Annotated in this window: 18 protein-coding genes; 5 read left to right on the forward strand and 13 right to left on the reverse strand. The window is 56.2% G+C overall.

Going from position 1 to position 22,226, the window contains the following annotated elements:
• Positions 1–16: 16 nt before the first annotated feature.
• The 8 genes from galU to B1C80_RS13590 all read right to left on the reverse strand — a co-directional run bounded on the left by galU (position 17) and on the right by B1C80_RS13590 (position 13,824).
• Positions 17–883, reverse strand: a complete 867-nt coding sequence (galU, locus tag B1C80_RS13555) for a UTP--glucose-1-phosphate uridylyltransferase GalU (protein ID WP_077921698.1) — start codon at positions 881–883, stop codon at positions 17–19.
• A 36-nt stretch (positions 884–919) separates the two neighbouring features.
• Positions 920–1,915: a mevalonate kinase gene (locus B1C80_RS13560; protein ID WP_077921699.1), complete on the reverse strand. Its 996-nt coding sequence runs from the start codon at positions 1,913–1,915 to the stop codon at positions 920–922.
• Between the two features lie 161 nt (positions 1,916–2,076).
• The gene (locus B1C80_RS13565; protein ID WP_077921700.1) at positions 2,077–2,553 is read right to left on the reverse strand and encodes a hypothetical protein; all 477 of its coding nucleotides are present in this window, start codon (positions 2,551–2,553) and stop codon (positions 2,077–2,079) included.
• 117 nt (positions 2,554–2,670) lie between these two features.
• The gene (locus tag B1C80_RS13570; RefSeq protein WP_077921701.1) at positions 2,671–4,440 is read right to left on the reverse strand and encodes a RagB/SusD family nutrient uptake outer membrane protein; all 1,770 of its coding nucleotides are present in this window, start codon (positions 4,438–4,440) and stop codon (positions 2,671–2,673) included.
• Positions 4,441–4,458: 18 nt separating this feature from the next.
• Positions 4,459–7,986: a TonB-dependent receptor gene (locus B1C80_RS13575; protein WP_236648763.1), complete on the reverse strand. Its 3,528-nt coding sequence runs from the start codon at positions 7,984–7,986 to the stop codon at positions 4,459–4,461.
• 276 nt (positions 7,987–8,262) lie between these two features.
• Positions 8,263–10,050 carry a RagB/SusD family nutrient uptake outer membrane protein gene (locus tag B1C80_RS13580; protein WP_077921702.1) on the reverse strand — a complete coding sequence of 596 codons (1,788 nt, stop codon included), beginning with the start codon at positions 10,048–10,050 and terminating at the stop codon, positions 8,263–8,265.
• A gap of 36 nt (positions 10,051–10,086) precedes the next feature.
• Complete coding sequence (locus tag B1C80_RS13585; protein ID WP_236648765.1) at positions 10,087–13,236, reverse strand: TonB-dependent receptor; 3,150 nt, start codon at positions 13,234–13,236, stop codon at positions 10,087–10,089.
• Between the two features lie 222 nt (positions 13,237–13,458).
• Positions 13,459–13,824: a helix-turn-helix transcriptional regulator gene (locus B1C80_RS13590; RefSeq protein WP_077921704.1), complete on the reverse strand. Its 366-nt coding sequence runs from the start codon at positions 13,822–13,824 to the stop codon at positions 13,459–13,461.
• 242 nt (positions 13,825–14,066) lie between these two features.
• Between B1C80_RS13590 and B1C80_RS13595 the strand changes: the two genes are divergently transcribed.
• The 5 genes from B1C80_RS13595 to B1C80_RS13615 all read left to right on the forward strand — a co-directional run bounded on the left by B1C80_RS13595 (position 14,067) and on the right by B1C80_RS13615 (position 18,168).
• Positions 14,067–14,720 carry a hypothetical protein gene (locus tag B1C80_RS13595; protein ID WP_077921705.1) on the forward strand — a complete coding sequence of 218 codons (654 nt, stop codon included), beginning with the start codon at positions 14,067–14,069 and terminating at the stop codon, positions 14,718–14,720.
• A 66-nt stretch (positions 14,721–14,786) separates the two neighbouring features.
• On the forward strand, positions 14,787–15,581 hold the full coding sequence (locus B1C80_RS13600; RefSeq protein ID WP_077921706.1) for a PD-(D/E)XK nuclease-like domain-containing protein: 795 nt from the start codon (positions 14,787–14,789) through the stop codon (positions 15,579–15,581).
• Positions 15,582–15,624: 43 nt separating this feature from the next.
• Entirely contained in the window at positions 15,625–15,972 is a 348-nt protein-coding gene (locus tag B1C80_RS13605) for a hypothetical protein (RefSeq protein WP_077921707.1), read from the forward strand.
• 126 nt (positions 15,973–16,098) lie between these two features.
• On the forward strand, positions 16,099–16,866 hold the full coding sequence (locus tag B1C80_RS13610; RefSeq protein ID WP_077921708.1) for a pentapeptide repeat-containing protein: 768 nt from the start codon (positions 16,099–16,101) through the stop codon (positions 16,864–16,866).
• Between the two features lie 111 nt (positions 16,867–16,977).
• Positions 16,978–18,168, forward strand: a complete 1,191-nt coding sequence (locus B1C80_RS13615; protein ID WP_077921709.1) for a DUF748 domain-containing protein — start codon at positions 16,978–16,980, stop codon at positions 18,166–18,168.
• A 74-nt stretch (positions 18,169–18,242) separates the two neighbouring features.
• Here the strand turns inward: B1C80_RS13615 and B1C80_RS13620 are convergent, their stop codons facing one another.
• From B1C80_RS13620 to B1C80_RS13640, 5 genes are all read right to left on the reverse strand, one after another.
• Complete coding sequence (locus B1C80_RS13620; protein ID WP_077921710.1) at positions 18,243–18,557, reverse strand: hypothetical protein; 315 nt, start codon at positions 18,555–18,557, stop codon at positions 18,243–18,245.
• Positions 18,558–18,596: 39 nt separating this feature from the next.
• Positions 18,597–18,878, reverse strand: coding sequence for a hypothetical protein (locus B1C80_RS13625; protein WP_077921711.1), 282 nt, complete (start codon positions 18,876–18,878; stop codon positions 18,597–18,599).
• A 49-nt stretch (positions 18,879–18,927) separates the two neighbouring features.
• Positions 18,928–20,109, reverse strand: coding sequence for a CaiB/BaiF CoA-transferase family protein (locus tag B1C80_RS13630; RefSeq protein WP_077921712.1), 1,182 nt, complete (start codon positions 20,107–20,109; stop codon positions 18,928–18,930).
• Positions 20,110–20,211: 102 nt separating this feature from the next.
• Complete coding sequence (locus B1C80_RS13635; RefSeq protein ID WP_077921713.1) at positions 20,212–20,913, reverse strand: DUF1080 domain-containing protein; 702 nt, start codon at positions 20,911–20,913, stop codon at positions 20,212–20,214.
• A 115-nt stretch (positions 20,914–21,028) separates the two neighbouring features.
• A complete protein-coding gene (locus B1C80_RS13640; protein ID WP_077921714.1) occupies positions 21,029–22,111 on the reverse strand; it encodes a hypothetical protein in 1,083 nt (360 codons plus the stop codon).
• Positions 22,112–22,226 lie beyond the last annotated feature (115 nt).

Consider the following 22,226-nt stretch of genomic DNA (forward strand, 5'->3'; position numbering starts at 1 on the left):
GGCCCTGCTGTTGCAATCAGCCTTTTCGAACGATTTCTTCCAGGAAAGCCCGGAATTTGTCGGCAAACTCGGGGCGCTTCAGCGCAAACTCAACGGTGGTTTTGAGGAAGTCGAGTTTATTGCCGATGTCATGGCGTTTTCCCTCGATATGGTGAGCGTACAGGTTTTCGCGCTTGAGCAGCAGCAGCATGGCATCGGTCAGCTGAATTTCGTTGTTCTTACCGGCTGGTGTCTGTTCGAGCATGGTAAAAATATCGGGCGTCAGAATGTAGCGACCCGCAATGGCCAGGTTGGAAGGAGCCTCGTTCAGCGCCGGTTTCTCGACCAGCGTATCGATAGCCAGAATCCGGTCGCTCATCGAACGGCCGCCCACAATGCCGTAACGGTTCACTTTGTCGTGGGGAACCTCCTCAACGGCAATGACCGATCCGCCGTATTGGGCGTAGGTATCGATCAGCTGCTGCGTAACCGGAATGACCGAATCCATGATGGTGTCGCCCAGCAGCACCGCAAACGGCTCATTGCCTACGTGATGCCGCGCGTACCGGATGGCGTCGCCGAGTCCGTTCAGTTCGCGCTGGCGAACATAGTGCAGGTTGGCCATGTCGGACAGTCGGCGCATCTCATCGAGCAGCAGCTGGTCTTCTTTTTCTTCGAGCCGGGTTTCCAGTTCGAAGTTGCGATCGAAATGGTCTTCGATGGCGCGTTTTCCTTTTCCGGTAATGATGAGAATATCTTCGATTCCTGAATCGACAGCTTCCTGCACCACATACTGAATCGTAGGCCGGTCAATGATCGGCAACATCTCTTTGGGTTGCGCCTTGGTGGCAGGCAGAAACCGGGTTCCCAGCCCGGCAGCGGGTATAACAGCTTTTTTGATCATGATTTCTCTGGTAGAGACCGGTAATCGGTGGCGTCGCTATACGACGTATGGTTTTATGACGCGGGCATTAATAGCTTTCAGGGCAACGAAGAGTCGGTTCAGCATGGCATCGTCGCGGTATATGCCAATGATCGACCCGCCCGAACCGGTAAATGACGCCGACGCCCCGCAGGCCCGCGCGGTGTTGATCAGCGCCCGGTTCCGATCACTGATGGAATAGATCTGGCTCCGCAAATCGAAGTTGCGGTTAACGAGTTCGTGGAGAGCCTCGGTATCGCGCCGAAGCAGGGCGTCGTGGCCTTCGCGGGCTACGTCGGCAATGGCGCTCATGGTGTCGATCACCAGTGGTTCGCCAGCCAGCCAGCGGGCCCGTACGTCGTTGTGGATACGACCCGACTGTTTACCCAGGTCGGTATTGTAGGCAATGTAGAGTTTGGGGAGCAGATGCGGGTCGAGCGGGTCGTACTGTCCGTAGCCATACTGTTCCATAATCGGCCGGTCGAAGTTCATGTACACGCAGCCCTCGTAGCACTGAATAACCCGATCCTGAAGGCCAGCCGCAATACCAAGCTCTTCGGTTTCGGTAGCCATGACCAGATTGGGCAACACCGGCTGTGGAATCTCGACGTTGTAGAACTGCATGAGCGCCCGGAAGGTAGCCACAATGATGGCGCTCGACCCCGACAGACCCACCTGACGCGGAATGGAGGTGCTGTACCGAATCGAAAAGTTGTGGTTCGGTAGCCGAATGCCTTCGTTCTCGCAGTACTCGGCAAATTTTTTGATGGCCGCCTTCAGCAGCGGAACACCACCATGGTACCCCAGCGTGCCCACCGCATCGCGCAGGTGATGCAGGCTCCGAAATACGTTAGTATCCTGCAGCTGCGGCTCGATGGTCAGCTCCGGCGACGGATACAGGGTAACAGATGCGCCGAAGTTGCGGACGCTGATGGCAATGGTTTTGCCAAAAAAGCCGTCAGACGGGTTGCCAAGCAGCCCCGCCCGGGCATAAGCACGGGTTTCAATAAGCAAGGTTGTAACGCGATAGGAGTACTAGCCCAACGAATGATGTGGGGCAAGTTTACGAAAGAATCGCACACACCCTGCAGAAATCCAGCTGAGTGGTACAGACAAAAAAAGCGACCGCGTTTCTCCGACGCGGTCGCTTGCCATAAAGTATGGTATAGAACGAATTACTGGGCCGATTCTTTGTCTTTGCCGTCGTACCCTTTGTTGTGCGGATCGTAGCCTTTACTCGGGTCATCGCCTTCTTCGAGGTAGGTGGCGTCGCCCCGGTGAAAGAGCGCATCGTCGGACGGGTTTTCGGCCACCTGATCCAGTTTACGACCGGCTTCGTCGCTCATCATTTTTCCTTTCGGCAGGTCGGTATCGTTTACCGAATCAGCCTCGACGTCCCAGGCCTGGGTAGAGCCGTATGACTCGCCTTTGGGTTCTTCGGCCTTGCCAACATTGACATTGGCTTCGCGGGACTCCCGTGTTTCTTCCCGGTTTTCGTCTTCCATGTCTATACCCGAGGTAGAAGCGGAAAACGTATTTGTACCGACGCCCTCCGACTCGCGACCGAAATCAGAATCGCCGTGCTGGTTGGGGTCATTCGAATAAAACTCAGGGTCAACTTTATCGGGATCGAATGGTGATGTAGTAGCCATAACGTTGTGTGTTTTTACCAGCTATAACTCGCAAACAGGACGGGTTGTTTGCATCTAAACCAAGCAGGCACCCCGGTAAAGGGTGCCTGCTTTTGTGCCGTATCTGCCGACAGTTGGCTATTGATACCCCTGGTTCTGCGTCAGCGTGGGCCGACCGTTCAGGTTGCTGTTCAGGATTTCCTCGAACGGAATTGGGAAAAACTCGTTCCGGTTCTTCACGAACGTAGCCCCGGTGAGGTAGGTCCGTTTGGTTCGCTCAGTGGTCAGGTAAGCATTTAGGGTGGGTTCGGCAATACCCCAGCGTACCAGCTCGAAGAAACGGTGCCCCTCCATGGCAAACTCCAGCCGGTTTTCGAACCGCACCGCCTGCCGGGCCGCTTCTTTGGTGGCGAAGGCCGTTGAGGTAGCCGGGTATTCCTTGATTACGTAATTGGCAGCCGGCTGACCCGCAGCGGTTTTAACGAAGCCGTCGGGGTTGGCGGCCCGGCGCCGGATCTGGTTCACGTAGTCGCGGGCTTTGGCCAGACTCCCGATTTCGACCTCGACTTCGGCGGCCCACAGCAGAATATGATCGTACCGCAGATACCGATAGTTGTTGGAGTGAAGCCGGTTGTTGCCGGGGTTTACGCCAAAAAACTGCCGCTCCGGAATGTGCTTGATCGGCGAGTACGGCCCCGCATAGGCCTGATCCCGAATCCAGGCGCGACCCGGATGAACGCCCCAGTCCTTGAACGGAATACCCCGGCGCCCTACCGTATGATCCAGACGCGGGTCCAGCGGGCCGGCATAGGGCGTAAACGGCTGGTCCGACGTAATGCCCTGGTCGCTGGTAACGTCGGTGTTATTAAAGGTAGCTGGCAGCGGCAGGCCGTTAGCATCGGTTTTATAGGCATTGACCAGGTTCTGCGAGGGCTGATAGAATCCGCAGCAGCCCCCCGGCCCGGTATTGTAAGGCCAGGCCAGCTCATCGCCCAGCCCCCCGCCCCCACCGGCCGACGACGTAACCGAGTACTGCACCTCAAACAGCGATTCGCGGTTATTCCGATTGGCCGGAGCCGCCGAGAAATTGTCGCCGAAATTGGGCATCAGCGCAAACCGCCCGCTGGCTATAATCTGATTCAGCAGGGTTTGCGCCTGCTGCAGCTTGGCGTTGTTGGGTGCTCCCGTATACGGATCGAAAGCCTGATGCATGTAGCATTTGGCCAGCATACCCATGGCAGCCCAGCGGGTAGCCCGGCCCGGCTCGCCCGAAAACTGATCGGGCAGGTTCTGCATGGCAAACTGAAAGTCGGCTTCGATCCGCGGCCAGGCGTTTTCGGTATTGGGCACCTTGGCGCTATCGGGCACTTCCTTGTTGTAATCCTGCTCGTCGATATACGGAATGTTGTTCCACATCTTTTTGGCTTCGAAGTGGTAGAAGCCGCGCAGGAACCGGGCTTCGGCCGTAATGACCCGCCGACGGGCCGTATCCAGATTCTGGACCTGGGCCAGGTTATCCAGCACGTCGTTGGTCCGCGACACCCCGTTGTAGAGGGTTCGCCATTTGCCCCGCACGTGTTCGTTGGTAACCACCCACACGTAGCGTTCGAGGGCGGTCTGCTCGGGCTGGTCACCGGCGTCCGTACCTTTATAGGCATCGTCGGACGTGACGCCCCCGAACACCCAGTTCGAAACCGCCCCGTGCCAGGTTGACCCGCTGGCCGGAATACCATCCAGCAGGCCGTAGGCGCCCGTCAGCAAGGTTTCGATACCGCGGGCATCGGTTACGGCATCGGGACTGAAGGTGCCCTGTGGCGTACGGGTCAGAAAATCTTCACCGCAGCCGTTCATTGTCATGACTACTACCGATAGCATACCGGCATAGCCCCATTTCTTTATGTTTTTCATGAGTATGTGCAGCAAGAGTTAAAAAGCCAGATTCAGACCCACCAGAAACTGCCGGGGTGTTGGGTAACGACCTTCGTCAACGCCAAGCTGGCGATCTTCGCCGGTGGCCGATGAGTTCCGCAGGGTGATTTCGGGGTCCAGTCCGCTGTATTTGGTAATGGTAAACGCATTGGTGGTTTGCACGTAGAGGCTGCCACCGTTGAGGCCCAGCCGGCTCCCGAACCCTTTGGGCAGCGAGTAGGTCAGCTGGATGTTACGCATCCGGAAGTACGACCCTTTTTCGATGAAATAGCTCGATGCGCGGCTGCTGATGGCATCGTTCTCGTCGAGAATCGGCAGCTTGGCACCGGGATTCTCGGGCGTCCAGGAGTTGTAGAGCACGTCTTTCGTCCGGTTGCCCTGGAAGGTGTTGAAGTCGGTCCAGTAGCGCACGTAGTTGAAGACATCGTTGCCGGCAACCCCCTGCCCAAACACCGTCAGATCGAAGTTCTTATACCCGACCGAGACGTTCAGACCGTAGTTGAATTTGGGGTGCGGATTGCCGATAAACGCCTGGTCGTCGGCCGTAATCTGGCCGTCGTTGTTGATGTCGCGGTATTTGAACTTACCCACACCCTTAACGCGCTGGCCGTTGATTACTACCTCGGCATCGTTGTAGCCCGGGAACTGCGGGGCCGCTGCCGCTTCTTCGGCCGTCTGGAAAATACCGTCGATGATATAGCCGTAGAACAACGAAATCGGCTGTCCTACCACCGACCGGGTTACGGCGGGCAAACGCGACCCAAGTCCCAGCAGCGGCTCGTTCGGGCTGGCGGGGTTCAGCTCCAGCACCTGGTTCCGATAGGTAGAGAAGTTCCCCGTCACCGTGTAGCGAATGTTGTTATCGAGGGCTTTACCGCGGTAGCTGACCTGCAGGTCGACACCCCGGTTCCGGATGGCAGCTACGTTCTCGGCGGGCAGATCGCCCTGCCCTACCGTTGCCGGCCGGGGGCGGGTATAGAGGAGTCCGGTTGTCTTTCGTTCGTACACGTCGAGGTTTACTTCGAGCGCGTTGTTGAACAGACCGGCGTCGAGTCCCACGTTGATAGAAGTCGTAGTCTCCCAGCGGGCGTTAGGGTTCCCGAAGCGCTGAATCGCAAAACCGGTGTTATAGGCGTTCGGGTTGCCGTTGAGGCTGTAGCCACCCCGGTCGAAGTCGGCCGCGTAGGTGGTGTAGGCGTTGTAATCGCCAATTTCCTGGTTACCCGTCTGGCCCCAGCCCGCCCGCAGTTTGAGGTCGCTGATGGTCGGAATCCCTTTCATAAACGGCTCGCCCGTAATGCGCCAGCCCGCCGATACGGCCGGGAAGGTAGCATAGCGCTGAGCCGCCAGGAAGCGCGACGAAGCATCCCGACGCAGGGTAGCCTGGAAGAGGTATTTATCGCGATACGAATAGTTGGCCTGCCCGAAGTACGAGAACAGCCGGTAGTCGTTGAAGGCGTAGTTCCGGTTCGTCTGGGTAGCCTGGTCGCCTATGTCGAGGTACAGCAGCGAGGGATCTCCGCTGTAATACCGAGCGCGGAAGCCTTCGATGAATTCGCCAAAAGCCGAAATGGACTCAAGCCCTACGAAGGCGTTGACGTTGTGTACACTGGCGAAGGTCTTCTTGTACGAAAGGGTATTGGTCCATGTCCACGAATACCGGTACTGACCGTCTTTCCGCACGCTGTAGGTTCGCACCGGCTCCGAGGCTTCGGGCTCGGGAATACCGTAATAGGTGCCGTAGGCAATGGTGCCGTCGAGTCCAAAACTGCTCCGGAGGGTGAAGTCCTTCAGGATGTCCGCTTCGGCATATACGTTGCCCAGCGCCCGCAGATCGCGGTAGCCGTTCTGCCCGGCCCGTTCGAGCAGGGCTACCGGGTTTTTTGCATTACCCAGGTTGCTGCCCAGCGTACCGGCGTAGTTACCGGCCACATCATATACCGGAACGATAGGCTGCATCCGGATAGCCATCAGGATTCCGTTACCCTCGGTACCTTCGTTCCGGAAACCACCCGTCCGCTGCGCCAGTACCAGCTGCAGGTTTTCGCCGACGCGTACTTTGTTCTTGATGGTAAACTCGGTATTGGCCCGCAGCGTGTAGCGCTTGAACCCGTTGGCCCGGATAATCCCTTCCTGGTTGAAATACCCTACCGAGAGGGCGTAGCGCCCTTTTTCCGTACCGCCCGACAAACCAATGTTGTAGTTCTGAATGGGCGCCGACGTCATGATCTCACGCAGCCAGTCGGTCCCTTCGGCATTGGCCTGGGTGATCTGGAACCGCTGCGACCCGAAGAGCGGATCATTGAAGCGATCGATGCTGTAGTTTCGATAGGTCCCGTCCGGATTGCGGGCTACGCGCGGATCATCGGCCGAGGCTCCGTCCGGAACGATAAAGGCCGGAATGACAGGCTCGGGACCGTTACCGTACTGCGCCTGCTGCGGATTTCCGTTGGCCGGGTTAACGACCCCCGCATTCCGTTTGCTGGCCCACAGATACTCGCCATACTCGCGGGTGTTGAGCAGGTCGAGGTAGCGGGTTGGCTGCTGGGTTCCGTAGTAGGAATCGAACGTCAGGCGCGGCTCGCCCGATTTCCCTTTCTTGGTCGTGATGATAACGACGCCATTCCCGGCCCGCGATCCGTAAATCGACGCCGAGGTGGCATCTTTCAGAATCTGGATACTCTCAATGTCGTTCTGGTTTAGGTTATTTAAATTTTCGCGGGTTGGCACGCCATCGATCACGTAGAGCGGGTTATTGTTACCCAGCGTTCCGAACCCACGGATTCTGATACTGGCTCCTCCACCGGGCGAGTTATCCTGCAACACCTGCACCCCGGCCGCGCGCCCCTGTAGCTGCTGCCCCAGGTTAGCCGCCGGCACCGACAGCAGCTCCTTGGTCTGGATCACCGTTACGGCGCTGGTGATGTCTTTTTTCTCCTGGGTAGCGTATCCGGTAACGACGACTTCATTCAGCGTCGACACATCTTCGACCAGCGTCACATTCAGGCTGGTTTGTCCGCCAACGGCCACCTCCTGGGGTCGGTAACCAATGAACGAAAACACAAGTACCGCATCGTCGGGTGCCTGGAGCCGGAAGTTGCCTTCCGCATCGGTCGATACGCCCCGTGTAGTGCCTTTGATGGCTACGTTTACGCCGGGCAGGCCCGTTCCCGAAGCGCGGTCAATCACCTTACCGGTTCGGTTGCCGCCGGGCCCGGGCTGAGTAGCGCCCGTTCCCTGACCCGGGGCGGGTGCCGGAGCGGCAGGTTGCGGAGCCGGAGTCGCGGCCGAGGGTGTGGTAGCGGTGCTGGTGATAGGCGTACTGCTTTGCGGAGTTGATGGTTCTCCGCCCATGATAGCTCGCTCGGCGGGTGTGGGTGTGGTAGCTGGCGGCTGCGCTGTACCCTGCGTAGCGGTTGTACTGGGCTGGCCAGTAGGTGTTCCCTGCCCCAGGGCGGTAAGACCAGCCAGTGGTAGCCCCATCAGCACCCCCAGACGGACAGTAGTCCTCAAGAAGTTTTTCATTGAGCAAACGGTTTAATAGGTTGACGTATAATTACTTAAGTAGCATAGCTAACTATGACAACTTATTGGTAAATCTGAAATACGCCAACAATTGACCCGATTTATACGCTCTTAATGAGTCCTAATTCATCTTATAATTATCCTGTAGTCCTATAAATATATACACCCTATATTATTAATATACAAAATGACACCTATATGCGTATACAAGACCAAAAGGGGCTCTCCTGTTAACAGGAGAGCCCCTTTTGGTAAAAACTAACTAAGTAGTGTATACTATTTGTAAGCCGGGTTCTGCACCAGCGTTGGCTGACCGCCTTTGAACGCGTTATCGATCGCTTCCTGCGGCACCGGGTAGTACTCGTGTTTGCCTTTGGTAAAGCGGGCGCCTTTCAGGTAAGTCCGTTTGTCACCTTCTTTTGTAACGTACGTATTCAGCACGTCGGCAGCGATACCCCAGCGCACCAGGTCAAAGAAACGGTGGCCTTCCATAGCAAACTCCAGGCGAGTCTCGAAGCGAACGGCTTTGCGAGCCGACTCTTTCGAGGCAAATACGGACGCCGGATATTCCTTAATTACGTAGTTAGCGGCCGGCTCCGCCGTTTCGGTATACGCGTCGCGGGTTGAACCCTGAATCGCTTTCTTCACGAAATCAGCCGGGTTGGCGGCCCGTTTCCGAACCAGGTTTGTCAGGTCACGAGCGCGCGACAGGCTACCGATTTCAACCTCAGCTTCGGCCAGCCACAGCAGTACGTGGGCATAGCGGATAAGCCGGTAGTTGTTGGCGGTCAGGTTCTGCCAGCCAACGCCCAGCAGCGTGTTTTTCTTCGAAGCCACGTGCTTTTTCGGCGAGTAAGGACCGGCATAAGTCTGATCGCGGATGAAGTCGCTGTTATGGATTTTGAAATCCTTATACAGAATTCCCCGGCGACCAACCGTCCAGTCAAGACGCGGGTCAAAGGTACCCGCATCGGGCGTGAAGGCACCATCGAGCGGGATACCCTGGTCGTTTTTCACGTCCACATTGTTGAACGTGTCGAACAGCGGCAGGCCATTGGCATCGGTTTTATAGGCGTTAACCAGGTTCTGCGAGGGCTGATAGAACCCGCAGCAGCCCCAGGGCGACGCATACGGGTGAGCCAGGCCCATACCACGGGTCGACGCGCCATCGTCCGAAGCCGACTTGGCATACTGTACTTCAAAGATCGACTCCCGGTTGTTACGCGTATCAGAATCGAAATTCTGCGAGAAGTTGTCGATCAGGCTGAACTTACCGCTGTTCACGACCTGGTCGAGCACCGTTTTGGCCTGCTGCAGTTTAGCTGCGTTGGGCGCACCCGTAGCAATGTCGAAGCCCTGGTACATATAGGTCTTTCCGAGGTGAGCCAGTGCGGCCCATTTGGTTGGACGACCGGGTTCTGCCTGCGTTTCGGGAAGGGTGGCAGCGGCAGCGGTGAAGTCAGCTTCGATATTTGGCCAGATCTCGGCGGTGTTGGGCAGCTTGGTCGAGTTCGGGTCGTTGGCATCGTACGCTTTCTCATCGATATACGGCGCATAGCGGAAAATCTTACGGGCTTCGAAATGGTAGTAGCCACGGAGGAATTTCGCTTCGGCTTCGATCTGCTTCTTGCGGGCGTCGCTGATATCCTTTACGTTGGTCAGGTTGTCAAGCACGTCGTTACAACGGGCAACGCCTTCGTAGAGACCCCGCCATTTGTTACGGATGTGGCCGTTGGTGGCCTGAAAGTCATAGCGCTCGATAAACGTCTGCTCAGGCTGGTCACCCGCGTCAGTACCTTTGTAGGCATCGTCGGACGGAATACCGCCGAATACCCAGTTCTGAACTTCGTTTTCCCACGATGCCTGGCCTCCAATTCCTTCGCCATCGAGCATCCCGTAGGCTCCGATCAGGAGGCCTTCAATTCCTTTGCCGTTGGTCAGCGACGCCGGACTGTACTGGCCCTGTGGCTCCCGCGTCAGGAATTTGTCGTTACAAGCGTTCAACACCAGCACACCAGCAAGTGTCAGGGCCGTCGTAGCTATTCTTTTATGAATTGTCTGCATGGAATCTATGCGTTTTTTCGAATGGTAGTAGTTGAATTAGAAACCTAAGCTCAGGCCGAACAACAACGTTCTCGATACGGGCAGGTAACCACCATCGAAGCCAAGGTTGCGGTTTCTATCCGCATTGAAGTTGTTGGAGATACTGATCTCCGGGTTCAGGCCTTCGTACTTGGTGAAGGTCAGCAGGTTCTGGCTCTGGATATACACCTGAGCGCTGCTCAGACCGATTTTAGACAGCAGCGTCGTTGGCAGCGTATAGCCCAGTTGCAGGTTTTTCAGGCGGAAATACGAACCATCTTCGATGAAGTACGACGAAGGGCGGCTGCTAACCTGGTCGTTGGCATCCGGGATGGGCACCGTACCACCGGGGTTCGTTGGCGACCAGGCATCGTACAGCGCCCGGCGTGAGCGGTTACCCTGGAAGGTATTGAAATCCGAGAAGTAGCGCGTATAGTTGAAGATATCGTTCCCCTGCGAACCGCTGCCGAAGATGGTCAGATCGAAGTTCTTGTAGCCAAGGTTCACGTTCAGACCATAGGTGAAATCGGGGTGCGGGTTGCCAATAACCGTCCGGTCAGCATCGGTAATTACGTTATCACCGTTGATGTCGGCAATCTTGAATTTACCGGCCCGGTTGTAGTCACCATAGGGAGCCCAGGCTTTTGCTTCTTCTTCTGACTGGAAGATACCCAGCACTTTATAGCCGAAGAAAGACGAGATGGGCAGACCGGCCTGCGTTACCGTTACAGCCGGTACGCGCGAGCCGTAACCGAAGTAGCGGGTGTTATCGCTTTCGTCCAGTTTCAGCACCTTGTTCCGATAGGTAGCCACGTTAGCGCTGACCCCGTAGCGGAAATCACCAACCCGGTCCCGATAGCTGATCGCCAGATCGACACCGCGGTTCTGCATACTACCTACGTTGAAGGCGGGTACTTCAGCATCGCCCGCCGTGAAGGTAAAGGGCGTCGTGAAGAGCATGTCGGTTGTTTTGCGGCTCCATACGTCGAAGTTCACCTCCAGTTTGTTCGACAGCAGGGTTACGTCCAGACCGATGTTGGTCGAGGCCGTAGCTTCCCATTTGGCATTGGGGTTACCGAAACGACGAATATCGAAACCGGCCGTTGCGGTGCTGGTGCTTCCGTCAATCGGATAGCCCGAGTTGAAGGTGTTCGACTGGTAGGTCGTATACGCGTTGTAGTCACCGATAGCCTGGTTACCCGTCAGACCGTATCCAAAACGCAGCTTCATGTCGTTAACGAAGGCCACGTTGTTTTTAAAGAAATTCTCCTGCGAAATCCGCCAGCCTGCCGATACAGCCGGGAACAGAGCACTGTTCGAAGCCGACAGGAAGCGCGACGATTTATCCTGACGGATGATCCCCTGAATCAGGTACTTATCGCCGAATGCGTAGTTGACTTTACCGAAGATCGAGAACAGCGTATAGTCCTGCTCCAGGCGACCTTCGTTACTGGCCGACGACTGGGTACCCAGATCCAGGTAGCTCTGAATAGCCAGCTGCTCGTTGAAGAAACCGCTCCGGGCCGCGCCGAAGAACTCCTGGTACTGACGGATGGCTTCGGTACCGATGTAGGCATCAACTTTATGAACGGTGTTAAACGTACGCGAGTAGTTCAGGGTGTTGGTCCATACCCACTGGTAGGCATAACGATTCTGGTCGGTCAGGCTATTGTTGAAGCTACCCTCGATGTACTCGGGGTTAGCCCGGCCCAGGTACTTGGCGCGGTCACCATTGGCGTCGATACCAATGGTTGTGCGGGCCGTCAGACCCGAGCTCAGGTCAACTTCTGCGTAGGCATTACCGAATACGCGTAAGCTGTTGTAGCGGTTGTCCTGCTCCCGAAACAGCGTTGCTACGGGGTTGGAGTTGTTACCCAGGTTCAGACCACGGCTACCGGCGAAGTTACCAGCGATATCATAAACCGGCAGCAGCGGGTGGTGCTTGTACGAACCCGATACGGCGTTCTGCTCTTCATTGTTGTTGAAACCACCCTTCCGGCTGCTGTAAGCCACCGTCAGGTTTTCGCCCACGCGAATCCGCTTCTTGATGTTGAATTCGGTATTGGCCCGAACCGAGTAGCGGTCATAGCCGATATACCTAACCGTACCCTGCTGGTTGAAATAGTTGACCGACAGTGCGTAGCGGCCCGTCTCTGAACCACCCGTAGCGCCCAGCTGATAGTTCTGGATGGGCGCCGTACGCGATACCTCATCGAACCAGTTGGTGTTGGCAGAACGGGTAATCGGATAGATGTTGCTCGGCGTGAGCGAGTACAGGTTCGGGTTTACACCAGCCGACCCTTCAGCCCCTTTGCTGGGGAATACATACGCCGGAATCGTTACCTGACCGTTGGTTCCGTAGGTATACTGACCGTGAGACGGTGTTTTGCCAGCGTTTATGTCAGCTAAGTATAAATACCGGCCCAGCTCCTCGGCGTTCAGCACTTCGCCTTTCTTAGCCCACTGCTGCGACCCGTAGTACATATCGAAGGTAACCTTCGAAGCACCGGCTTTTCCTTTCTTGGTCGTGATGATCACAACGCCGTTGGCAGCCCGCGATCCGTAGATCGATGAAGCCGACGCATCCTTCAGCACCTGGAAGGTTTCGATGTCGTTCTGGTTGATCGTACCGAGGTTCTGGGTGGGTACACCGTCAATGATATAGAGTGGATCATTGTTACCAATCGTACCGAATCCACGGATACGTACGGTAGCGCTACCGCCCGGTGTAGCATCGTTGACAACCGTTACACCCGCCACGCGACCCTGCAGCTGCTGGGCCACATCCGTAGCCGGAATAGACAGTAACTCCTTGGTATTCACGGTAGCGACCGCCCCCGTAATGTCGCGCCGTGACTGAGCGCTGTACCCTGTAACAACGACTTCACTCAGCGTCGAAACATCTTCGGCCAGTGTTACATTGATCGTTGTCTGGTTTCCAACCGCCACTTCCTGGGCTTTGTAGCCGATAAACGAAAAAACCAGCACCTGCCCATTGTTGACCGGAATGCTAAATTCCCCACTGGCGTTTGTAGTTACCCCCCGGGTCGTTCCCTTTACGGACACGTTGACACCGGGAATCCCCCCGCCATCGGCCTGGCCGGTTACCCGACCTGTTCGGACGGTGCCTTGTCCGTATCCCACTGTCCCGATGAGTAATAAGCTCATCAGCAGACACAATCTTACTGTAGAACAGAAGATGTTCATCATAAGTGTAGCAATAGTTTAGGTTAAGAATGCGTATTTGTACTTACGCAAAATACCGTATAATTTTCAGTTATATCAATTATAGCTAATTACATATCAGAATAATCTTATTCATAAATAGAAAAACTTTAAAAAATCTTTGATTAGTTCAATAAAATAGTATATATATAGACAATACCTAATTTATAGCTTTCCCCCCAGTCTGCGTAATTCTACCAGCAGCTGGTCGTTGGTTTCCTGGAGGAGCGAAACCCGCTCCGTTAGCTGAAACAGCAGAAATTCCATGTTCCGCAATCGCTCTTCTGTCGTAATGGCAGCCGACGGCGAGTTTAGCTGTTTGAACATAAGTCCTTCGCCCCGGAGTAGCCAGTCGGCGTTGACCTGCGGGTAGGCCAGGAGTATTTTCTCGATCGTATCGTAGCGGGGTTTCAGCCGGCCGTGCAGGATATGGTATACTTTTTCGCCCCGGCGTTCGCCTAGCTGGCGGGCAAATTCAAGAACGCTCACGTTCAGAGCATCGATTAATTCCTGCAGACGCGAATGAATCATAGACGGGCAGTGAAAGGAAGAGATACAACCTGGCAGGCCCCTGCCAGGAACGCATAAACACGGGTAAGGGTAACGATCTTTATTTTACCTATTTACCTGTAAAATTAGACCAACAAATCGCCGGAATGGCTTGGTATTATACGTAAAACTGTGTAAATTTAATGCTATAAACAACACCCTTATAAAAGGCAAAAGGGACCGCAAAATGGGCCCCCTGCTTGAACAGTAAACAACAAATACTAATGAACACACAAAACAAAACCCAACTTTCGACAATTCAAAGCGAAACCGCTCTGAAAGCGAATCAAAAGGTACACGAACAACCAGACGAAGTAACTACTGCGGCCCTGCCCCGGCGTTACAAATACCTGGAAGGACACCCGCGTCAGTATCGCTTCGATGCGAAAGAAGGTGTGTTCAATATCAACGGCACCGAAAAAGTAGGACGGACCCTGACGTTTCAGCCCATTGCCTGGCGGATTTTTACCGATAATATCCTGAATATGGGCACTAAAAACTGGGCGGAGATCTTTTTCATCGACGATAAGAACTGCGTGTCCGCGATCCTGTTCCATGGCTATTCGGTCGACAATATATTCCGGCTGATCGAACCGTTGTACTACGATGATCTCACGCTGGCCGATGTGGTCATCACCGCCGTAGCTGAGAAAAAAGAGAACACCAAAATTCAGCCGCGGGGTGTTTATTACATCGCTACCTTCTCCTATAAGATGGCCGATCCCGCGCAAACGGCTCCGCTGAAACAGTTTGCCCAGGAAACCAAAATCTTCAGGCAGGAGACGCTGACCGACATTGCCAACATCAAAACGGCGATGAACTACTACAATCCGTTCCTGATTACGGCCGACGAACCAGACCTGCTGGCAGCAGGCTAAATCAGTAGGGCGGCTTCAGAAGCTGCCCTATTTGCTTTCCGTATTCTTTCTCTCTCCCCTTCGTTTATGATCATACAACCTCAGGTCAGTACCGATGACGACTACCGGGCGCTGGCGCGGGTGTCGAACTCCGATCTGACACGCCTGAAAGAAGAACACCTGGGCTATGGTACGGGGCATCCGATGCGTATTCCGGCGGCCCAGGCCAATTTTGAGAAAGCGAAAGTGTTTGGCCGGGCGTTTCATCAGCATCTGCTCGAACCTGAAACGGTAGGCTCGGTGCTGACGCAGTTGCTGCCCGATCTGGTGCCGGGTCTGTTCGATGCCCACTCGCCCGAGCTGGCCCTTCAGCAAACCGACAAGCTGGCAACGCTGATGCAAACCATCCGGCGGGATACGTTCTGCCGACGCTACCTGCGCCTGTCCGAACGCGAACGGGTAATCCTCTGGGATGATCCGACAACGGGGGTTGGCTGCAAATCCCGCCTGGATATGGTATATACCAGCCCCAAACGACGCAACGCCCTCGTCATCGATATAAAGACCACTTCGGCCCGAACGCAGGCCCAGTTTCTGGAGTCCTGCTATACCTACGACTACGACCGGCAGGCTGCCTTCTACATCGATAGCCTGCGGCATGCGGCAACGGCCGAGTGGGCCGATACCCGCCAGTTCAGGTTTGTCTTCGTAGGCGTGATGAAACAGCGACCCCACCGGTTGTTTGCGGTCGATGCCACGTCTATTCCCGGCTTCATCGACTATGGCCGCAAAAAATACCGGTTCTGGCTTCGTAAATGGCGCGAGGAGCAACAACTCCCCCAGCCGGCAGGCAGAACAGCCTGGCAAAGCCTGACCGCTTAGCACACAACAGACGCGTTCAGTCGCGTTTTAACCCAACAACTCTATGAATGCATCCGTAATCACCCTGACAGCTACTCCGCTTCAGTTCGACTGGGGTACCGACGGGCTTGTTCTGTGGATTGAAGAACTCGACGGGGCCGACAGCCTGGCCAACCAGATGGACGATGTGCTGGATCGGATCGGGTTTGCTATCGAGCTGCAAACCGGTTGGGACCATCGCACCGATCAGAAAACGCTGCATCCGCTGTACGGCTATAAACTACTGCTGCGCGACGCGTCGGGTCTCTGGAACGCCGTCCAGACCGATGAGCACGGGCGATTCAGTGGGCTGCTCCCCCTCCAGGAGATGGACTACGAAATCGCTTACGATAAGGTTATGTGGATGGACTAATAGCAGCCGACAGGCGGCCGAACCCGCTGGCGCCGAATCTGGAAACGGATTCGGCGTTTTTGTTGGTTGCCGGCGCAACCTTCGTGCGACCGTCTGCATCTTTACCGCAAACGCAACACAGACTCCATGAAAACCATCCTGACCTCCTTCCTGCTGGCGCTCGTACTACTGACCCCGGCGCTGGCCCAGCGTACCGTCTCTGCTACAGAGATCATCGATAAGATCAACCGGAAACAAACCGTTTCGTACGAGAACGTCACCGTAACCGGCGACCTCGACCTGACCAGCCTTGCCAACCGGCGCGAAGTTCGGGATGGTAACTGGCGGGGCGAGTCAGAAGAGTACCTGAGCACGGTGGAGGTACCGCTTACGTTCCGCAACTGCCGGTTCGATGGCAAGTTTCTGGCCTACCGGAGCGAAGAGGGCCGGTTCATGAAGATCAGCAACCGGGTTTACAATGCCGATTTCAACGAAGCCGTCACGATCGAGAACTGCACCTTCAGCGATGACGCGGCCTTCAAGTACTCAGCCTTCCGGCAACAGGCGCAGTTTACCGGCAACACCTTCCGGAACGAAGCCCTGTTCAAATACACCAAGTTTAACTCGGCGGCCGACTTCAGCGGTTCGAACTTCCGGGGCTATGCCGATTTCAAATATACCAAATTTGACGAGCAGGCCCTGTTTGCCAAAGCCCATTTCGACCGCTCGGCCGATTTTAAATACACCAAATTTGACGAAGGCGTAACCTTTAAGTCGGCCCGTTTCGACGGCAACGCCGATTTCAAATATGTTCACTTTCCGCGGCAGACCAACCTCGACGACGTAGCCTTCAACGGAGGCACCGACTTTAAATACACCACCCTCAACGGCCGGCGTTTCTCGCTCGACCGGTAGGCCTCCATCGCCCTGGCCCGGTACGTGATCAACTGGTCTATTCACGTACTGGGCTAAACACCAGTTCTTTTTTATGTGTTAACAAAACGTTACACCAATTCACGCAACGTTTTGAAACGCACAACAAAGATCGTACTGGCCCTGGTCGCCCTGCTGATTATAGCCCGGCTGCTACTGCCTTATTTCGTACTCAAGTATGTGAACAGGACGCTGGCCGATATGGGTGATTACACAGGCCACGTCGACGATATCGACATCCAGCTGATTCGGGGCGCTTACCAGCTCGACGGTCTCCGCATCAGAAAGGTAAACGGCAAAATCAAAGAGCCTTTCCTGTACATGCCCAAGACCGACCTGTCTGTAGAGTGGAAATCGCTCTTCAAGGGCAAACTGGTTAGTGAGGTAGAAGCGTACGAACCGGAGCTGAATTTTGCCTTCAGCGACGATGAAGCCAGTAATCAGACGGGTGCCGAAGTCGACTGGACGGCCTATCTCAAAAAGCTTCTTCCGATCAACATCAACCGGTTTGCGGTCATCAACGGCAAAATCGATCTGACCAGTCTGGTTACCCAGCCCCGGGCCGATCTGTCGCTCCAGCATTTCAACGCCGAAATCCGGAACATCCGGAACGTAGACGACGCCAACAAGAAGCTACCTTCGCCGGTAGTCGCCACGGCCGATGCGCCGGGCTATAGCGGCAAAATGGACTTCTCGGCCAATATGAATCTGCTGAAAGCCGTGCCTGACTTCGATTATAACATGCGCTTCACCGACGTGCAGCTGGTCAAAATCAACAACCTGGCCCGCGAATACGCCAACATTGATTTTGAGCGCGGTACCGTAAGCATTTATAGCGAGATGGCTATGCTCGACAGCAAGCTGAACGGCTATCTCAAACCCCTGACCAAAGACATGAAGATCTTCAAGCTGAACGAGCACGAAGGTCGGTCGGTGGGGCGGTTCTTCACCGAACTGCTGGCGCAGGGCGGAACGGCGGTCCTGAAAAATCAGCGGCTCGATCAGGTAGCTACGCGCATCCCGCTCAACGGCACCATCGATGATGTAAAAACGGCGGTCTGGCCCACGATCTTCGGCGTACTCCGCAACGCGTATATCGAAGCCTTCCGGGGCGAGTTCGACAACAATATTACCCTACAGGATGCGCTCAAGGACTTTAAAGACGATTTTAAAGCCAAACGCGCAGAGCGAAAGGCCGAGCGACAGGAAAAGCGTGAGGAGCGAAAAGCCGAGCGCAAAGCCAAACGGGAGGCCCGCAAGGAAGAACGACAGAAAGCGGACTAACCCCAGCCTGACTAACGAAGCATGGCGCTAACTACACCGGTTCGTGTGGCCAGCGCCATGTTTCGTTACAGGCCTTAGGGTCGGCGCTGGTTCATGGTGTCTTTCCGGGTACCCGATGCGGTTCGGCGGGGGGTGTACTCCCGCTTGGTACCCCGGCCACTCGCTTTTTCCTTCCGGTAGTAGGGGTTACTGTTGTTCTCATCCTGCAACTTGGTAGACAGCGGATGGTCGGGAAGCGGGCGCGCTGGTGCCGTGGCCGATGCGGGCTTTGCCGTTGCGGCAGTGGCTGATCCTGAGGCAGCCTTCGTAGAACCCGTTTGTTTAGGCGATTGCGGGTCAGCCTGCGCCAGCGATACGGCCAGGCATGCCCCTATCAGATACGTAATCATAACGTGTTGGTTGGTTGTATTCTCAGATGCTAATGCGTATTACCGTATGGTATCGACCCGGGTAGCTCCGCCACGACGGAGCGAGTCGGGCCGGAGCCTGCGTTGTTTCCGGTTTTTGGGCAGAGTGGTGTCCAGACCGGTTTCCATCTGCATGCGTTCCTGGCGGGTTCGGCGCTGCATCTTCGGCCGAACCGGGTTAGCCGGTCGCGTTTCTTCGGTCGAGGTCGACTGCTGCATGGTAGGCGACTGGTTACTCTGGGCCGAAGCAGCCCCCAGTACAGCCAGGCTAAACAGGGTGGTGAAAAACAGGGTGCGTTTCATAACGTTGATCGTTGCGTATACCTGTTTAACGAACGGCCCGGCTATAAGGTTATTCGTCCGGGCGGGTGGCTCCCAGGATCGCTTCGGTATCGGCACCCAGCTGGGGCGCGGGCCAGGCCGGCCGGGCGGGCGTGGCCGAAAACTTGAGCGGAACGCCGATGCTCCGAAACGAACCCGCTACCGGATGCTGCTGCGTCACGATCATCTGCCGGGCCGACAGCTGCGGATCGCGGTCGAGTTCGGCCAGCGTATAAACGGGGGTGATCAGCAGGTCGTTGTCCAGCCCGAAACGGGCCCAGTCGTCGCGGTCTTTCTCCCGAAACAAAGCCCCGATCCGGGTTTTGAACGAATGGAGCTGCTCCTGGTCCGATGGCAGCAGAAAACCCAGCCAGTCGGGCTTATTGACCAGCCTGCAGAATTTTTGCCAGAACTTCGGCTCCAGCGTACCGAGGGCTACGTACCCACCATCCCGACAGCCATATACGCCGTAGTTGGGTAAGCCCCCCGACAGCGGCAGCTGCCCGCGCGCCACCGGCCCGGACGTCTCGTGGTCGGCACCGCCCGACTGAAGCGCGTAAGCCGCCGACAGCAGCGGCATCACCGCATCGGTCATCGAGACATCCACGTGCTGCCCCTCGCCGGTTCGCTGGCGGGCGTAGAGCGCGGCCAGGGTAGCCATGACGCAGCCGTACGAACCGCCCGCGATATCGGCCAGCTGAACGCCGGGAACGACGGGTGGCTCGTCAGGATGAAGCCCGGTCAGGCTCAGTACGCCCGACAGCGCCAGGTAGTTAAGATCGTGCCCAGCCAGGTGAGCGTACGGGCCGGTCTGGCCAAAACCGGTAACGGACACGTAGATAATCCGTGGATTTTCGGCGCGGGCGTGGGCGTACCCAAGACCCAGCCGGTCGAGATAGCCCGGCCTGAACTGTTCTACCACCACATCGGCCGTCTTGACCAGCTCCATAAACCGGGCCTTCCCGTCGGGCGTCTGGTAGTCGAGCAGGACGCTGCGCTTTGATCGGTTATAAGCCAGGTAATGAGCCGATTCGCCGTTCAGATAGGGCGGAAACGACCGTACGTAGTCGGGAGCGTCGGGTAGTTCTATCCTGATCACCTCGGCGCCCATATCGGCCATCAGCATGGTACCGAGCGGTCCCGGCAGCAGGCGCGTCAGGTCCAGAATCCGCAGACCCAGCAGTGGTCCGGTAGTCGGTTTTCGATCAGTCATGGGTAGGTATCAACAGAGCGCCCCGGCGGGTATCGAGCGGTGTAGACGCGTGCTACAACCGCTGCTCCTGCCGGGGCGCTCCACGTAATAACGATCAATGGGTTATAACTCCCGGATTTTCACGTCGCGGTACCATACCTTCTCTTCGGGGCTATGGTTTTGCAGGGCTATTTTTCCTTTGGCATGGGGCGTTGCATAGGGCCAGCTGGCAAATTTGCTTTTAGCCAGCCGGGCTTTCCAGTCGTCGGAGCCGTATTCATACTCGACAACTTTTTTGCCGTTCAGGTAATGCTCCACGTGATTGTTGTTGACCAGAATCCGGCCTTTGTTCCACTCGCCTATGTTCCTGAGCGTGTTTTTATCCGCCGGCGGCACCATGTCGTAGGCGGCTCCGCTGAGCTGCTTGTCATCGAGCTTCATGAGCTTACCGTCTTTGTCTTTCCACTCATAGCCGCGATCGTCGATGACCTGGTATTCCGGGCCAGACATGTAGGTGCTTTTGATGTCGGGGCTGTCGATCACTTTATAGATCACCCCGCTGTTCGATCCTTTCGGAATCTTGAACTCAAACTCCAGCTCGAAATTTTCGTATTCCTTGTCAGTTACCAGGTCGCCCCCGGTACCGTCGGGGGTGAGGGCGCCGTCTTCGACGTACCAGCCCACCACACCCGTTTTGTGGTAGCTGTGCCAGCCTTTGATGGCTTTTCCGTCAAAGAGCGATGTCCATTTACCGGGTTTTTCGGCAGGAGGGGTAGCTGCCAGCATGGTTCCCAGCAGCAGCGATGAGATGAATAAGGTTTTCATAGGCATTCACGAGTTAACCGGGTAAAGGTATAAAAAAAGGGAGTGGGCACTGGCGCTTTGCAGGACCGTTTGATCGTACAAAGCACCAGTGCCTACTCCCTTTACTTCTCCGGGCCTAGCTCGCCATGTCGCGGGCGGCTTCCGGATCGTTGTAGGTACGATCGAGGCCGTCGGTCGATTTCTGATCCGAGCGATCGGGGCCAGACACCATGTCCTGGGCCGTAATGCTGCTCTCGTCCATCATTTCGCGGGGTTGCTGCCGGGCTTCCTGGCCTTCTTCGGGCCGCTCACCGGGCTGGTATTGATCGGCATCGCGGGCGTTTACGTCGTAGGGATGCGCCGAATCGCCGGTGTCGGGTTTTTCGTCCATGCCTTCGTCGTTCGGTCCCGCCGACATACCTTCATACTGGTTGCCGGGAACGGCTTCGCCGGGGGCAACGTCATCGGCCGACAGGATACCAGCGGCTCCCGACGTGAACGTGACGAAGCCAGCGCGGGCGTTGATTTCGTGCGATCGGTCGGGTTGGTCCGGCTCCTGGATTTCGGGTTCGTCGGGCGAGGGCTGGCCGGGCAGATCCGGAATTTCGGGGCCCGGCACCGGATTGTAGGGCGGGGTTTCCGGAATACCCGGTACGGGCTGCATCGGGTCCGGCGTACCCGGCGTTGGCGGAACCATGTCGGCCCGCACGCTGTAGGTTTCAGCTTCGTACCCATGAATCGGGAATTGACTCTTGGGCATATAGCTGCCGTTACCTACCTGCCACATGCCGAACGCATGGGTTGGCGTAGCGTCCTTTCCGGCGTCGGTGCGGTCATTGTCAGGCTCGTCTTCTGACGACAGGCCCGTGTTGACCGTTGATCCGGCGTCGGGATTGCCGGTGATGTTACCTACGGCAATCGGGTCGTTGGGCATCACGCTGGGGTCGATGACATTACCCGCCCGCAGCGCAGCTTCCGAGTTCTCGTATTTCTTTTTGTCGTCGCCCATCAGTGCCCGTTCTTCGTCGGAGCCGACCCGGATGCGGGGCATATCGTCGGACACATCGTCTTCGGTGTCGCCCATGGGCGTCAGTTTGCCGTCAACGAGTTTAACCATATTGGTTTCGGCCTGATCGGCACTGAACATGGTTTCGGCATGTTCGCTCGATACGATATCGGCCTGTTGCGCACCATCGCTGAGATTCGCGTTGTTTTCCATACCCGTTGTGAATGTTTAAGGTCTATGGAAAACCAGCGGGAGCGGAAAAGGTTTGGGCCGCATCGCCGGGTGGTCCGATCGGCCCCGAAAACCAGTTGCCTAGCCGCCGTTGTAT

It is taken from the genome of Spirosoma sp. 209, from assembly GCF_002006735.1.
In the GTDB taxonomy this organism is placed as follows: domain Bacteria; phylum Bacteroidota; class Bacteroidia; order Cytophagales; family Spirosomataceae; genus Spirosoma; species Spirosoma sordidisoli.